The following is a 13,315-nucleotide window of genomic DNA, read 5'->3' on the forward strand; positions in this document are numbered from 1 at the left end:
ACCGGTGACCTCGCATCCGTCAAGAAGAACATTCCTTGCTGCAGCCGGCGTGGCAACTCTGGCGACTGCAACGCGCGAATCGACTTCCGCATGGGCGTCACCCGCCGGACTGCATGTCGGTCGCGGAATCGGCGACATGACGGGTGAGCCCTTCGGCGCAGGCTTGAACGGCTATGCAGTACTGGAACAATCGAGCGCAGGCCTTCATCTACGGCAGCGCGCACGGGCATTCGTCTTCGTCGATCCGGCGTCGGACACACGTTTGGTGCACGTGACATGCGAGGTCGGGTTGATGTTCGAGAGCATCCTCGAAGCGGTGCTCACTCGGCTCGACGCGGTGTACGGACACCTCTACCACCGCGGAAACGTCCTGTTGTCGGCCACCCACACCCACGCTGCACCCGGCGGTACCGACGGGCACCTCCTCGTGGACATCACGACACTCGGATTCCGTCCGATCACGTTCGAGGCCAACGTCTCCGGCATCGTCGACGCGATCTCGCGGGCTCACGCCGACATTCAGCCGTCCGATGTCGCCGTCACCGCATCCTCCCTGACCGATGCCGGGGTGAACCGTTCGCCGCAGGCGTTCGACCGGAACCCCGACGCCGCCGAACTGCCGGGGCGGATCGATCCTCGCTCGGTGACGCTACAGGTGTCCAGACGCGGTGAGCTCGCAGGCGTCGTCAATTGGTTTGCCACGCACGGTACGTCGATGAAAGCGACCAACCTGCTGGTGAGCACCGACAACAAAGGCTACGCAGCGTGGCACTGGGAGCGTGAGGTCGCGGGTGTCGATTACCGCGATCCGTCGTTCGTCGCGGCGTTCTGCCAGAGCACACCGGGAGATGTGACACCGAACCTCGACAAGCAGCCGGGCACCGGTCCGACCGGCGACGAATTCGAGAACACCCGCATCATCGGTGCACGCCAATTCGACTCGGCACGTGCGCAGATCGGCGGAGCAGGCACAGCGCTTCGGTCCGGCATCGACATGCGCGGAATGTACGTCGACTTCACCTCCGTCACAGTGCGACCGGAGTTCACCGGCGACGGCCGCACCCACACCACCAGCCCTGCGGCCCTCGGGGCCGCATTCGCCGCGTCGAGTCAGGAGGACGGTGGCGGCCTGCCGGAGCTAGGCCTGCAGGAGGGGGAGCGCGGCGGCAATCCTGCACTGGCAGCGCTCGGTTCGGTTGTCATGCCTCAGTGGTTGCGCGACGCACACGCACCCAAGGACGTGATCCTCCCCGTCGGGCTGATCCCCGGTGTCGTACAGCAGGTCCTGCCGTTCCACCTCGCGCGAATAGGCGCATTCCACCTCTTCTCCTGCCCGTTCGAACCGACGGTGATGGCGGGTTCGCGCCTGCGGACTGCACTCGCGGACACCTTGGGAGTCGACCGCGAACTCGTCGTCGTTCAGGGCTACACGAACGGATACGGCCACTACGTCACCACTCCGGAGGAGTACGACCAGCAGGACTACGAGGGCGGCGCCACCGCATTCGGGCGCTGGCAACTGCCCGCTACGATTCAGATCGCGACCGAGCTCGCCATCGCTCTCCGCGACGGAACAGCCGTACCGAGCGGAGAACCCCAGCGAGATCTCACGGGGTCGATTCCCAACTCCCCCGGCGGACTACCCTTCGTCGACATAGCCGCCCCCCGAACCACATTCGGTGACGTCCTGACCCAACCGGCCGCGGCATACGGCGTCGGGCAGCGGGTGTCGGTTCGTTTTTCCGGCTCGAACCCGAACTCCGACCTACGCCGCGACGACACCTATCTCGCGATCGAACGAGACCGAGCAGGTACGTGGACGCGCGAATACGACGACGGCGATTGGTACACGAAGATCTTCTTCGACGCCGCCGGGCCGATCACCACGACGACCGTCGAGTGGGACATACCGACGGATCAGCCCGCAGGCACGTATCGGGTGGTGCTCTACGGAAGCTCGCGGGATCTCGCCGGACATCTGACACCGTTCACCGGAATCTCGTCGTCGTTCGAAGTCGGTCGAAGTTGGAAGTGAGACATGTCACGTCAGCCCCGCCGAGTTGTGTCCGAGTGAAGTCACTCTCTAGTTTCTAAGCCATGCCTAATGTTGTCTACAAAAGCGCGTTCGCGGCATCCCTCGTATGCGTCGCGGTCCTGACCGGGTGCAGTTCCCCACAGGAAGACGAGACGTCGTCCGCCGACACTCGGACCGTGACCCACCTGTACGGCACCACGGACATTCCGGTGGACCCGCAGCGTGTCGTCGTGCTCGACGCCGGGAACGTGCTCGAGTCGGTCCTCGCTCTCGGAGTCGAACCCGTCGCGACGGTCGTTCCGAAGACGACCGGCACCTGGCCGGACTTCATTGCCGAGAAGCTTCCCGAGAACGCCGCGTCGGTGGGCGATTCCGAGGCCAACGTGGACGTGGAGAAGGTCATCGGCGCGAACCCCGACCTGATCATCGTCACCAGTGAGGACGAGTCCCAACGTGAGTTCTACGACAATGTCTCCGGCATCGCTCCCACCGTCGCCGTCGGAGATGTCGCGAAAGAGTGGAAGAACACTCTCCGTCTGCTCGGCGATCACCTCGGCAAACAGGACGAGGCCGCCACGCTGCTGTCGGACTACGAGGCCCGCGTCGACGCGGTGCGGCAGGAACTCGGTCCCGACCCGGGGACGGCGAGCTTCATCCGCGTGCGTGCGGACAAGTTGAACTACATGGGGTACGAGGGTTCGTTCATCTGGACCACACCGAAAGCAGTCGGTCTCCGGTCGCCCGAGTACCAGGACGTCGGCACGGCGGAGGATTCGTTCTTCGAGGTCAGCCTCGAACAGACCAATCTGCTCGACGCGGACCGCATCTTCGTCGTCACCGACGGCGCTGCGGCCGAGCCCGGCCAGTTCCTCGACACCGTCACGTCCAACCCGCTGTTCGGGCTCCTGCAGGGACGGATCGAGTACCTGCCGTCCAACGCCTACCTGTTCGGCAGCATCATGAAGGCGAACAAGATGCTCGACGTCCTCGAGTCCTAGGGCGTCTCGAGTCGTGATTCACGGCTCGAGCAGGGATCCGACTATCCGTGCGGTCAGGGCGACGACGTCGTCCTGATCCGCGGTCGCCAGTTCGTCCAGCGTGCCGGCAACCCGGCCGAGCGCGATACCGGAGAGCGCCGCGACCGCCAGCTGTGCCCGTAACCGCGGATTGCCGACACCTGCTGCGCGCAGCCGGTTCTCGAGTCCCACCGTCAGGCGTTTGTCCACCCGCTCCGCGGCGGTTGCCTGCACGTCCGGGTCGTCGTGCTTGCCTACGACGGCATGTAGAACCGGTCCCGGTCCGAGGCGAGCGACCCTCCTGATCGTGTCCTCGATGCGCGATGGATCGGCGATGTCGGCGAGGTCCGGGCCTGTGTCGTCGGTGGGTAGCGTCGCGAGGTACAGCGCCGCCTTGTTGCCGAAGTATCGTGCGACGAGGGCCGGGTCGGCGCCGGCGCGGTCGCCGATATCGCGCAGGGTCGTCTTCTGAAATCCTCGCTGCCCGAACAACTCGGCCGCGGCTGCCAGCAGATCCGCCCTGGTGCGTGCCGAATTCCTGTTCCGCCCCTCAGATCCCACTACGCACCTCGACATCGCCGCGCACCTCTGAATCGCCGCGCACCTCCGTCGCTCGGGGCGTGCGCCGACGGGCGTAGGACAGCACGGTTGCGAGCAGAGCGGTGACGATCCACAGGATCGCTCCGACGACGATGATCGCCGTGTACCCGTCGGCCGTCGGATACAGAGTGTCCGGCACCGTGTACGCGGCCAGAACCGTTGCACTGACGGCACTTCCGATGGCACCGCCCACCGTGCGTGTGACCTGGTTGACGCCGAGTGCGCTGCCGGTCTCGTGCTGCGGGACCGCACTGACGATGAGTGCAGGCATGGCGGCGAACGTGAAGCCGACACCCAGTCCGGCGATGCCCATCACCGCGAACACGACCCACAGTTCCGAGCGACCGACGAGGAAGACGACGAGCGCGGCGACGAATGCCAGTGCACCGATGGGCATGATCAGGTTCTTCGGCAGGACCCTGCTCGCCGCAGGCAGCAGACGGTTGGCCGCGACGCTGGCCAGCGAGAACGGCACCAGCACGAGTCCGGCGACCATGGCCGACCGACCGAGGCCGTACCCGGTGTCGGTGGGGGTCTGCACCAGTCGGATGACCGTCGAGGACAGCACGAACATGCCGATGCCTGCCAGCAGTCCGGTGACGTCGGCGGTGAGCACCGACCGAGTGCGCAGCAGTCGAAGCTGGACGATGGGGTGCGGCGTGCGTAGTTCGTGGCGAGCCCACAGCGCGAGGGTGACGGCGGCGGCGAGGAACGAACCGATCAGCATCGGTGATCCCCAGCCCCATTGCCCACCGAGGCTGATCGCGAGGAGCAGGAACGTCAGGCCGGCGCCGAGCACGAGAGCACCGGTGACGTCGAGCCGGTGCCGTGTCAGGTGCGCGCTGCTCGGCACGACGACGACGGCCGACACCAGAACCAGCGCCGACGCCAGCGCGGCCACGACGAAGCACGCGTGAAATCCCCAGACGTGGGCGATGACTCCGGTCAACGGATATCCGAGTCCGATACCGGCGACCGCGGTGACGGACAGTGCCGCGACACACGATCGGGCTTGGGGCGGGTTCAGGTGGTCGCGAGCGATGGCCATGGCCAGAGGCATGAGGCCGAGGCCGATTCCCTGCAGACCACGCCCGATGATCAGCATGGCGAAGTTACCGGGAATTGCCGCGAAGATGCATCCCAGCAGGACCACGGCCAGGGCACCGATCAGGACTTCTCGACGCCTCGGCCCGTCGCCCAACCGTCCGAGTACGGGAACCGTGACGGCGCCGGTGAGCATCGTGATGGTCAGTGACCACTGGGCGCCGGTGAACGACACACCGTACGTCTCGGCCACCGTGGGGATGAGCGGTGCACCGACGCTGCTGACCACAGCCACGATGGTGCAGATCGCGATCAGGACAGGTACGAGTAGTCGACTGCGCGTGTCTGCCCGCGCGGCGTGCATGTCACCGGTCGATGTCATCGGCTGATGATAAACGACTTCGCTTTCATTACCCAATCAAATGAACTGAGCGTCAGCCCACGAGGGCGTCGTCACGCTGCTTCTTCCGATCGGACCGCGCCCGGACCGCCAGGAACGCCTTGGCACCGAACGGTGCGGCGAACAGCATGATGACCAACCGAACGACCTGGACCGCAGCCACGAAGGTCACGTTGGCGCCACTCGCCGCAGACACCGCCAACACCGCCGACAGACCACCGGGCGTCGTCGCGAGGTATCCCTCGAGCAGGCTGATTCCGGTCAGGTGAGACAGCAGGAGACCCAGCAAGGCGCAGATCACGCCGAGGATCACGATGAGCAGGATCGCCCAGGGCAGCACACGGCCGACCGCTCGCACACTCTCCCCGGTGAAGGCGAGGCCTGCCTGCCAACCGATGAGGACGAACGCGATCGGCAGCAGAACCATCGGCGCGGACACCGAGTCGATCCACCCCGACAACTCCAGCGCGCCCGACGCCACCAGCGGCCCGAGCGTCGCGGGCGCGGGCAGCCTGATCAGGCGTGCACCGCCGATTCCGACGACGATGCATCCGAGAACCACGAGGAGGTCGATGTACAGGGGACCGTCGCCGCCGGAACCCAGCGCGGCACCCGACGAGCCGGCACCGAACACGAGCGTCGCCACCAGCGGCATCGTGACGATGATCAGACCGACGCGGACGTACTGCACGACGGCGACGATCCGCTCGTCGCCACCGAGCTCTCTGGCGATCGCGACGAGGCCTTGCGCACCTCCGGCGATCATCGACAGCGCCCCGGTCAGCACGTCGACGTCGCGGTGCGCGCCGAGCAATACCCCGGCTGCCACACTGACGATCAACGTGGCGACGCAGACAGCCAGCGCCGGAAGCCAGTTGGCCCCGAGCGCAGACAACGTGTCCGTGTCGATCATGAGTCCGATACTGACCGCCAGGATGCCCTGTGCAGCCATACCCGCGGGCCTCGGCACCTTGCGCGGACCGTATCCCTTCACCGCGAACACGGCGGCGACGACGAGCGAGGCGAACAACGGCGCCGCCGACAGCCCGATCGCGGCCAGGACCGCCCACACCACCCCAGTGACGAGCACGAGGCCCACCCACAGCCTCACAGCTCGCTGCAGCGTGTACCCAAGTTTTCGCACACGCTAAGCCTACTCTTATCATTGGGACGCACATAATCGATTCAAAGGCTGTTAAAGGTACGCACACCCTTACCAAGAACGGGGTCGGAACGCATGAGCATCGACAGCACCGCCATTACGCCTGCCGGCGCGGGGGTGAGTCCGCCGCACGCGACCGAGTTGCGCGAGGCGATGCTCGCCCTGACACGCAGGCTCCGACGCCAACGCCCCCGGCACTACCTCACGCCGAGCCAGATGCAGGTGCTCGGCGACGTGGAACGCAGCGGCGGGTCCAGCGCACCCGTCGACCTCGCCGCGATGCAAGGCGTGCGGATCCAATCGCTCACCAGCAACCTGAACGCACTGGAGGCCGAAGGGTTCATCACCCGCAGCCCCGATCCCGGCGACCGTCGACGCCTGCTGATTCGTATCACCGACTCCGGCACCGAACTCGTCGCGGCGGACCGCGAACAGCGCGACAGTTGGCTCGCCGAGGCGATGAGCGAGGAACTGACCCAACTGGAACGCGACGTCCTGCACCTCGCCGCCCCGATCCTGTGGAAACTGGCCAGAAGTCCCGAGCCCCTCGTCCAACAGGCCTGACGCACGTTGACCACGGGCCCGGCGTGGGGAAACATGAACGTCGATGCCCGCCACCGTGCGCCGCGTGCGGCGCAGCGAAGAACAAGGAGTTCGCCCCTCATGTCCTACCTGCTGTACGACGCCCTGCTCCCCCAGCTCGGACACGATATCGCCACCTACTGGGCCACCCTCCTGGTGATCAACCCCGCCTGATCGCTCCCGCCTGATCGCTCCCGCCTTCTGATCACTGCGGTGGCACTACACACGACAAGGGCCGCACCGATAAATCGGTGCGGCCCCTGCTTCTCGAACCCCTGCGGCTAGCCTGCCGGGACGGGTGTCGGCAACAGACGTGAGAGAACGTCCGACAGCGTCACGACGCCCACCGTCGTATCGGCTCCGTCCGTGGAGCGGTTCACGACGAGTGCGAGATGACTGCTCGTCTCACGCATCGACGCGAGAGCGACATACACCGGCGTCGACGCCTCCAACGTGAAGACCGGCCGAGTGACCTCGGCGAGCGTCACGTCCCCGGAGAGCGTGTCACGCACGTGCACGACACCGCTGATCGTGTCACCGTCACGCACCAGGATGCGCAGATGACCGGATTCCAAGGCCACTGCACGCACGTCCTCGACCGTCGCGTCCGTCCGGACCGAGATCGGGACACCCTGCGCACGAACGAGATCGCCGACCTGGAGGTTCTGCAACTCGAGCGCACCCGCGATCTGGACCGAGTAACTGGCGTCGAGCGCACCGACGTTCACCGAATGCTCGACCAGTTGCCTCAGATCGTCCGGGTTCTGGCCCGACGCCACCTGTGCTGTCGGCTCGACGCCGACCTTGCGGAGCAGCCAGTTGGCCATCTCGTTCATCGCGACGATGACGGGCCGGGTCAGGAACATGAAACCGCGCATCGGCAATGCCAGCATCGTCGCCGACTTCTCGGGGTGAGCGATAGCCCAGGATTTGGGCGCCATCTCCCCGACGACGAGGTGCAGGAAGGTGACGATGATCAACGCGAGAACGAAGCCTGCGACGTCGGCGACCCAGTACGGGATGCCCCACGACTCGAACACCGGAGTCAGCGCGTAGTGCACTGCAGGCTTGGTGGTCGCGCCGAGCGCCAACGTGCACAGTGTGATTCCGAGCTGCGAGCCTGCCAGCAGAACGGTCAGCTCGCTCGAACTACGGAGCGCGGCCCGTGCGGACCTACTGTTCGGAGCTGCGTCCTCGAGCCGGTGACGCTTGGCCGCCAACAGTGCGAACTCCACCGCGACGAAGAACGCGCTGGCTGCGATGAGTCCGATGGTGACCACGAGAACTACCCAGGGATTGCTCATCGGTGATCATCCATTTCTGCCTCGGCCGAATCGGCCTCGGCTTTTTCTCGCTGCCCCAGTTCGAGGCGCACGGACGACGGGACGTAATTGTCGATCTCGAGCACCTCGACGGACACGAACCGCTCGGGTAGTTCGTCGTCGTCGGCGATGAGGTCTTCCGACTCGGCCGGCAGATCCACCTCGATGCGCGTGCCGACGGTCGGCAACGAACCGTGGTGCGCGATGACGAAACCGGCGATGGTCTCGTAATCACCGTCCGGAAGGTCGTGGTCGATCGACCGCTCGACCTCGTCGACGTGTACTTCACCCGCCATGGTCCAGGAGCCGTCCTCCCCCGCGATCGGGGTCTGATCGACTTCGTCCTCGTCGTGCTCGTCGGTGATCTCGCCGACGAGTTCCTCGGCGAGATCCTCGATCGTGACGACGCCCGTCAACCCGCCGTATTCGTCGATGACGCAGGCGAGTTGGTTCTTCGACGACCGCAGCTCGACGACGGCGTCGGGCAGGGCTTGAACCTCGGGGAGGATCAACGCGGGGCGGACGAACTCGGACACCTGCGCGTCCGGTCGATCGGTCACCGCGAGGATGTCCTGCAGGTGCACGACGCCGACGATTCCGTCGTCGTCGTCGAGGACGGGGTACCGGGAGTGCTCCTGACCCATCAGCGTCTTGACCTCGGCGAGAGTGTCCGTCGCGCGGACGGTCGCCGCCCGCGAACGAGGAATCATCGCGTGTTCCACCGTGCGGGTCGGGAAGTCGAGGATGCGATCGAGCAGATCCGACAGCTCGTCGGGCAGATCTCCGGAGTCCTTGGACTCGGCGACGATGTGCTCGAGGTCCCGAGGGGTGGCCGAATGTTCGACGTCGTGCACCGGTTCGATCTTCAGAGCCTTCAGCAACAGGTTCGATGCGTGATCGAAAATGGTGATGAGCCAACCGAAGAGCTTCAGATAGATGGTGGTCGACAGCGACAGCCACCGGGCCACCGGCTCGGGACGAGCGATCGCGAAGTTCTTGGGGAACAACTCGCCGAACAGCATCTGAACGAACGTCGAGAACAGCAGCGCGAGCACTGCGCCGATGCCGACTCCCACGGCGGTCGGGATCCCGACGCCGCCGAGGATGGTGCCGAGCGACTGGCCGATGAGGGGTTCGGCGACATAACCGACGAGCAGTCCGGTCACGGTGATTCCCAGCTGGGCGCCGGACAGCATGAAGGACGTGCGTTTGGTTACCTGAAGAGTTCGACGGGCGCCCGCGTCACCGGCTTCGGCGCGAGCCTTGAGCCGTGAGCGATCCACCGTCATGTATGCGAATTCCTGGGCCACGAAGTAGCCGGTACCGACCGTGATCAGGAATACGACGAGGAAGCCGAGCAAGAGAGTGAGAATCACGCTCATTCGCCGGACACCGCCTCGCACGTCGTGGAAATAGTGCGGGGGGCCGTGTCCGGCCCGGGTTTATCGCTGTCCATGAATCCTCTGTTTGATGGGTTGGGCAGTGCACGACCCTGATTTGTTCGACACCGTGGTTTTCGGGTGTTGCTTCGGACCGTGATGTCCGATTCTAGCGGCCTCGCTCGACTTCGGGTGCTTTCACCACGAGAACGGGGACCGGACTGTCCAGAAGCACACGCTGCACGGTGCTTCCCATCAGGAATTTCCCGACGGCGGAGCGCCGCTTCGACCCGATGACGAGAAGTTCGGCACCGGTGTCGGCGACCAGGTCGACGATTGCTCCGGCGGGATCTCCCCCGTCCGGCTCGACGCGCACCGAGAAGGTCGCGTCGGCGACACCGCGGCTGGTGAGAATCTGCTCCGTCGCGAGAGTCGTTGCTTCCCTGTCCTCCTCGGACACGGAGTTGGTGTCCACGACAGCCAGGGCGACGAGCTCCAGGCCCCGAAGGTTCGCTTCCGACACGGCCCGGACGAGGGCCTCCCGGCCCTCGGGCGAATCGCTCGCCACTACCGCTACAGACATGGGCATTTCACTTCCTCTGAATTGTGCTCATTGTGGTCACGTCGAATGATTGGACTATTCGGACAAAGCGTATCTACTGTGTCGCTGTGACACATCACACGAAAGGTTTTTGATGGCGGTCTCGCCCACATTGTCCAAGTCGATTCTTGCCGTCGCCGTCGTTGCTGCCGTGAGCGTCGCAGGTATCGATGCGAGCCGCAGCGAAAGCGGCTCCGACGCCCGGTCCAAGCTCACGATGATCGCGCCTGCCGCGGCGGGTGGCGGCTGGGATCTCGTCGCTCGCGAAGCGCAGCAAGCCCTGCGCAGCGACGGTATCGTCAACAACGCACAGGTGGTCAACGTGCCGGGTGCGGGCGGAACCATCGGCCTCAGCCAGCTCGACAATCTGTCCGGTCAGGCGACGACGGTGATGATCACCGGCACCGTCATGCTCGGCGGCATCGCGATCAACAATTCCGACACGACACTGGCCGACACCGTTCCCATCGCGAAGCTTGCCGAGGATTTCGAAGTCTTCGTCGTGCCGAAGGAATCGCCGTACCAGAATCTCGAGGACATGATCGCGGCGTGGCGTGCCAACCCCGGCGGCCTCCCCATCGGTGGCGGATCGCTCGGCGGCATCGACCACATCGTGGCAGGCCAGCTCGCGCAGGAAGCCGACATCGATCCCGCCGCGATCAACTACATCGCGTACTCCGGTGGCGGCGAGGTCCTCACCTCGCTGCTGTCCAACACGGTCGGAGTCGCGGTCAGCGGATACAACGACTTCCGCGACCAGATCGAAGCAGGCAACGTCCGTGCACTCGCGGTCGCCGCACCCGAACCCGTCGACGGCATCGACGTCGACACCTTCACCGAGCTCGGATACAACGTCGACTTGGTGAACTGGCGCGGCATCGTCGCACCACCCGGTATCTCGGACGAGGACCGCGACACGTTGATCGCGATCGCCACCGAGATGCACGAGACGGAGCAGTGGCAGGGGGCCGTCGAACGTAATCGGTGGAAGGAATCGTTCTCCACCGGCGACGAATTCGCCGAGTTCCTCGACGTGGAACAGACCCGCATCACCGACATTCTCCGAGAGCTGGGACTCGTATGACCGCCGACACGACTACGAAATCCGAGGCCTCGCGCTCGTTCTGGGTCGGCCGGAGCGGATTGATCGTTCCGGCGCTGCTCGTCGCGCTCGGCATCTTCCTCGTCTACGGAACGATCACCATGGATGTTCCGGCGACCGCGACGTCGCCCGGCCCACAAGTCTTCCCCTCCATCGTGGCGGTTGGCTGCTTCGTGGTGGCGCTGCTGGTGACCATTCAGTTGCTGGTCAAGCCCGACGAGATCGATCGAGGCGTCGACGACGACGGACGCGCGTTGACCGGCACGGTCAGCAACTGGCGCACCCTGGCGATCACCGTCGGATCGGTCGCGCTGTTCATCGTGTTGCTGAACCCGCTCGGCTGGGTCCTCGCCGGTGCACTGCTGTTCTGGGGTGTGTCGATCGGCCTCGGCGGACGCCGCTACGTGTTCGACGCAGCCGTGGCGCTACTGGTCTCCTCGGCTGTGCAGTTGGCGTTCTCCGCCGGCCTCGGCTTGACCTTGCCCGGCGGCGTTCTCGCCCAGATCTTCTGATGGAGCTGACGTTCTCATGGATTCACTGAACAATCTCTTCGAGGGCTTCGGCACGGCTCTGACGCCGATGAACCTCGTGTGGGTGTTCGTCGGCGCGCTCCTGGGCACCGCAGTCGGTGTCCTCCCCGGCCTCGGTTCCGCCATGGCTGTCGCCCTGCTGCTCCCGGTGACGTTCACCCTCGATCCCACCGCTGCCCTCATCATGTTCGCGGGTGTGTACTTCGGCGGACTGTTCGGCGATTCGATCTCCGGCATCCTGATGAACACCCCCGGCAACAGCACCGCCATCGCCGGCACGTTCGAAGGCCATCGCATGGCCAAGAACGGTCGTGCGCCCCAGGCTTTGGCGACCTCGGCTATCGCGTCGTTCATCGGCGGCATGATCGCAACGACGCTCGTCGTGTTCTTCGCGCCGACCCTTGCGTCGTTGGCGACCAACTTCGGGCCCGCCGAATACTTCGCTCTCGCGGTGTTCGCGTTCATCGCGACGTCCGCGGTGGTGTCGGATTCCGCCCTGAAGGGCCTGACGGCTCTGCTGATCGGCCTGACCCTGGCGGTCATCGGCATCGACGGGCCGTCCGGAGCGTCGCGCTTCACGTTCGATGTACCCGCGATGTTCGACGGCATCCACATCGTCGTCATCACCGTCGCGATGCTCGCACTCGGTGAAGTCATTCACATCGCATCGAGAATCGGTCGTCCCGAGGACAATTCGTTGATCAACTCGGGCGGTCGGCCATGGCTGAGCAAGTCCGAGTTCCGGGAAGCACTGCCGGCCTGGTTGCGCGGCACCGCATTCGGCGTCCCGTTCGGCGTCATCCCCGCCGGCGGCGCCGAGGTACCGAGCTTCCTCGCGTACGGCACCGAGCGCAGGCTCGACCGTCGGCGCAAGAACCCGATGTTCGGCAAGGGCGCCATCCGCGGCGTCGCCGGCCCTGAAGCTGCGGGCAACTCCACGGCCGGTACCGCGATGGGCGCACTGCTCGCGCTGGGTCTGCCGACGTCCGCCACCGCGGCGATCCTTCTCGCGGCATTCCAGCAGTACGGAATGCAGCCGGGGCCGTTGCTGTTCGAACGCAGCGGCGACATCGTCTGGGCCCTCATCGCCAGCCTGTTCCTCGCGATGATCGTCCTGCTGATCCTCAACCTGCCGTTCGCGCCTCTGTGGGCGCAACTGCTGAAGATCCCCAAGAACTACCTGTACGCAGGTATCTCGGTGTTCGCGGCCCTCGGTGTCTACGCATCCAGTGCGTCCATCGTCGATCTGATGTTCATGCTCGGCCTCGGAATCCTCGGATTCATGATGCGCCGCTACGGCATTCCGCTGGCCCCGGTCCTCATCGCGGTGATCCTCGGACCCCTCGCCGAGGATTCGCTACGACGCGCGCTCGCAGTCAGCGAAGGCGATCCGACCATTCTCGTCGGCAGCGCCATCACCGTGGTGCTGTACTCCCTGATGGCTCTGGCCATCGTCTTCACGATCGTGAGCAAGATCCGCGCTCGGGCGAAGGTCGACTTCTGACCCCTGTGTGAGTGGAAATGCAGACCCTGGACAGGAGC

Annotated in this window: 12 protein-coding genes; 6 read left to right on the plus strand and 6 right to left on the minus strand. The window is 65.3% G+C overall.

Going from position 1 to position 13,315, the window contains the following annotated elements; translation table 11 throughout:
* Positions 1-4: 4 nt before the first annotated feature.
* Both CH293_RS05050 and CH293_RS05055 read left to right on the plus strand, forming a co-directional pair.
* Complete coding sequence (locus CH293_RS05050) at positions 5-2,035, plus strand: neutral/alkaline non-lysosomal ceramidase N-terminal domain-containing protein (protein WP_369597557.1); 2,031 nt, start codon at positions 5-7, stop codon at positions 2,033-2,035.
* Positions 2,036-2,097: 62 nt separating this feature from the next.
* Complete coding sequence (locus tag CH293_RS05055) at positions 2,098-3,033, plus strand: iron-siderophore ABC transporter substrate-binding protein (RefSeq protein WP_094719555.1); 936 nt, start codon at positions 2,098-2,100, stop codon at positions 3,031-3,033.
* An 18-nt stretch (positions 3,034-3,051) separates the two neighbouring features.
* On the opposite strand, the gene CH293_RS05060 is transcribed toward CH293_RS05055, so the two are convergent.
* The 3 genes from CH293_RS05060 to CH293_RS05070 are packed head-to-tail and all read right to left on the minus strand — an operon-like array spanning position 3,052 to position 6,239.
* Complete coding sequence (locus tag CH293_RS05060) at positions 3,052-3,612, minus strand: TetR/AcrR family transcriptional regulator (protein ID WP_241483957.1); 561 nt, start codon at positions 3,610-3,612, stop codon at positions 3,052-3,054.
* Positions 3,602-5,077 (minus strand): MFS transporter, encoded by a 1,476-nt coding sequence (locus CH293_RS05065; RefSeq protein WP_094719556.1) that lies wholly within the window; start codon positions 5,075-5,077, stop codon positions 3,602-3,604. Before CH293_RS05065 ends, CH293_RS05060 begins: the two co-directional genes overlap by 11 nt.
* 52 nt (positions 5,078-5,129) lie before the next feature.
* Positions 5,130-6,239 carry an AbrB family transcriptional regulator gene (locus CH293_RS05070; protein WP_094719557.1) on the minus strand — a complete coding sequence of 370 codons (1,110 nt, stop codon included), beginning with the start codon at positions 6,237-6,239 and terminating at the stop codon, positions 5,130-5,132.
* Between the two features lie 93 nt (positions 6,240-6,332).
* Between CH293_RS05070 and CH293_RS05075 the strand changes: the two genes are divergently transcribed.
* On the plus strand, positions 6,333-6,821 hold the full coding sequence (locus CH293_RS05075; protein WP_094719558.1) for a MarR family winged helix-turn-helix transcriptional regulator: 489 nt from the start codon (positions 6,333-6,335) through the stop codon (positions 6,819-6,821).
* A gap of 299 nt (positions 6,822-7,120) precedes the next feature.
* Here CH293_RS05075 and CH293_RS05080 read toward each other — a convergent pair whose 3' ends face one another.
* From CH293_RS05080 to CH293_RS05090, 3 genes are all read right to left on the minus strand, one after another.
* A complete protein-coding gene (locus CH293_RS05080) occupies positions 7,121-8,143 on the minus strand; it encodes a hemolysin family protein (protein ID WP_176459915.1) in 1,023 nt (340 codons plus the stop codon).
* The gene (locus tag CH293_RS05085; protein WP_037114265.1) at positions 8,140-9,543 is read right to left on the minus strand and encodes a hemolysin family protein; all 1,404 of its coding nucleotides are present in this window, start codon (positions 9,541-9,543) and stop codon (positions 8,140-8,142) included. Before CH293_RS05085 ends, CH293_RS05080 begins: the two co-directional genes overlap by 4 nt.
* A 166-nt stretch (positions 9,544-9,709) precedes the next feature.
* A complete protein-coding gene (locus tag CH293_RS05090; RefSeq protein ID WP_037114267.1) occupies positions 9,710-10,129 on the minus strand; it encodes a universal stress protein in 420 nt (139 codons plus the stop codon).
* 106 nt (positions 10,130-10,235) lie between these two features.
* Between CH293_RS05090 and CH293_RS05095 the strand changes: the two genes are divergently transcribed.
* The 3 genes from CH293_RS05095 to CH293_RS05105 are packed head-to-tail and all read left to right on the plus strand — an operon-like array spanning position 10,236 to position 13,277.
* Positions 10,236-11,225, plus strand: a complete 990-nt coding sequence (locus CH293_RS05095; RefSeq protein ID WP_037114269.1) for a tripartite tricarboxylate transporter substrate binding protein — start codon at positions 10,236-10,238, stop codon at positions 11,223-11,225.
* Entirely contained in the window at positions 11,222-11,755 is a 534-nt protein-coding gene (locus tag CH293_RS05100) for a tripartite tricarboxylate transporter TctB family protein (RefSeq protein WP_094719559.1), read from the plus strand. The genes CH293_RS05095 and CH293_RS05100 overlap by 4 nt, the downstream gene beginning before the upstream one ends.
* A gap of 16 nt (positions 11,756-11,771) precedes the next feature.
* A complete protein-coding gene (locus CH293_RS05105) occupies positions 11,772-13,277 on the plus strand; it encodes a tripartite tricarboxylate transporter permease (RefSeq protein WP_019663694.1) in 1,506 nt (501 codons plus the stop codon).
* Positions 13,278-13,315: the final 38 nt, after the last annotated feature.

Source organism: Rhodococcus sp. 14-2470-1b (assembly GCF_002259415.1).
Taxonomy (GTDB): domain Bacteria; phylum Actinomycetota; class Actinomycetes; order Mycobacteriales; family Mycobacteriaceae; genus Rhodococcoides.